General features: G+C 69.6%; 1 protein-coding gene and 1 pseudogene. Both read left to right on the top strand.

Features of this window, described 5'->3' with window-relative positions; translation table 11 throughout:
• Positions 1-906 (top strand): annotated as a pseudogene (locus DBR34_RS23065) (hypothetical protein); the annotation flags it as partial.
• The coding region (gene uvrC, locus DBR34_RS13295) for an excinuclease ABC subunit UvrC (protein ID WP_128097142.1) at positions 903-2,198 on the top strand (1,296 nt) is incomplete at its 3' end. The pseudogene DBR34_RS23065 and the gene uvrC, both read left to right, overlap by 4 nt.

The following is a 2,198-nucleotide window of genomic DNA, read 5'->3' as shown; positions in this document are numbered from 1 at the left end:
GGCCTGGTGGCCACCACCGAGCGCCTGTACATCGCCGACAGCGGCCACCACCGCGTGCTCGAATGCAGCCACGGCGGGCGCGTGCTGCGCCAGTTCGGGCTGGGCACCGCCGATTTCATGGACGGCGGTCCGGCCGAGGCGGCCTTCAACCGTCCCCAGGGCCTGGCCCTGGAGCGCGAGTCGCTGTACGTGGCCGACACCGGCAACCATGCCCTGCGTCGCATCCACCTGCTGACCGGCCAGGTCGACACCTTGTGTGGCACTGGCCGCCCCGGCGAGCCGATCGAGGGGCCGGTGGCGCAGCCGCGCCAGACCGCGCTCAACCATCCGCAGGGACTGGCGGTGGCCGACAACCAGATCCACATCGCCATGGCCGGCGACAACCGCATCTGGACCTACCACCTGGGCCAGCGCAGCCTGCACTGGCGCGCCGGTTCGGGGGCGATCGACGAACGCGACGGCAGTGGCCACCTGGCCGCGTTCGCGCAGCCGACGTCGCTGGCCGCCGTGCAGCAGGTGCTGTACGTCTGCGATGCGCTGGGCTCCTCGATCCGTGCCATGCAGCTGCGCGGCGACCTGGTGCAGACGCTGGTCGGGCAGGGCCTGTGGTCGTTCGGCGAACAGGATGGTCCGCGTACGATCGCCCAGCTGCAGCACCCGCAGGCCATCGCGCTCAGCCCGGATGCGCCGTTGCTGTGGATCGCCGATGCCGGCAATGGCCGCCTGCGCACGCTGCGCCTGGGCGGCGGTGAGTTGAGCACGCTGGAACTGCCGCGCCGACTGCACGGCCCGGCCGGGCTGGCCCTGGGCGGCGGAGCGGTGTGGATCGCCGAGACCGACGCCCATGCCGTGCTGCGTTTCGACCCTGTCAGTGGCGTATTGAGCGAAGTCCCGATCAGCGAATGACTGTTTCCACCGCACCCGCCTTCGATGGCAAGGCATTCGCGGCCCACCTGAGTACCGCGCCCGGCGTTTACCGCATGTACGCCGCCGACGACAGCCTGCTGTATGTCGGCAAGGCGCGTGCGCTGCGCAACCGGGTGGGCAGCTACTTCAACGGCACGCCCAAGACCACGCGGATCATGTCGATGCTGTCGCAGGTGGCGCGCATGGACGTGACCGTGACCCGCTCGGAGGGCGAGGCGCTGCTGCTGGAAAACCAGCTGATCAAGTCGCTGTCGCCGCGCTACAACGTGTCCCTGCGCGACGACAAGACCTACCCGCACGTGCTGCTTACCCGCGAAGACTGGCCGCGCATCGCGCTGCACCGCGGGCCGCGCGCGGTGCCGGGCCGGTATTACGGCCCTTATCCGGGCGTGACCGCCGTGCGCGACACGCTCAACCTCATGCACAAGCTGTTCAAGCTGCGCAGCTGCGAGGACAGCGTGTTCCGCAACCGCTCGCGGCCCTGCCTGCAGTACCAGATCGGCCGCTGCAGCGCGCCTTGCGTGGATCTGGTAAGTGCGACGGACTATGCCGAATCGGTGCGCCGCGCCTCGATGTTCCTGGAGGGGAAAAGCGACCTGCTCGCGCGCGAACTGGGCACCCAGATGCAGGCGGCCAGCGACGCGCTGGAGTTCGAGCAGGCCGCACGGCTGCGCGACCTGGTCACCGCACTGCGCAGCATGCAGACCCGCCAGTACGTGGACGGCCGCGCCGCTGACCTGGACGTGCTCGCCTGTGCCACCCGCGGCGCCAATGCCTGCGTGATGCTGCTGGCCTTCCGTGACGGTCGCAACCTGGGCACCCGGCCGTTCTACCCGCGGACCAACGGCGAAGAGAGCGCCGAGGAGATCCTGGCGGCGTTCGTGTCGCAGTACTACGCCGAGCACTCGCCGCCCCGCGAAATCCTGCTGGACCGCGAAATTCCGGATGCCAGCCTGATCGAGTCCGCGCTCTCGGCCTCGGCCGAGGTCAAGGTGCAATTGAAGTGGAACGTGCGCGGCGAGCGCGCCGGGTATGTCGAACTGGCCAGCCGCAACGCGCAGATCACCCTGGTCAGCGAGCTCACCAGCCGCAGCGCCCAGCATGCGCGCAGCGAAGACCTGCGGCAGATGCTCGGCCTGGCCGAGCAGGTCAAGCGGGTGGAGTGCTTCGATATCAGCCACACCATGGGCGAGGCGACCGTGGCCTCCTGCGTGGTGTTCGATGCCGCCGGCCCGGTACGCAGCCAGTACCGCCGCTTCAACATCAGCGGC

It is taken from the genome of Stenotrophomonas sp. HMWF003, assembly GCF_003061285.1.
Classification (GTDB): domain Bacteria; phylum Pseudomonadota; class Gammaproteobacteria; order Xanthomonadales; family Xanthomonadaceae; genus Stenotrophomonas; species Stenotrophomonas maltophilia_AP.
The sequence above is the reverse complement of the archived record's forward strand: the minus strand, read 5'-3'. Positions and strand labels throughout refer to the sequence as shown.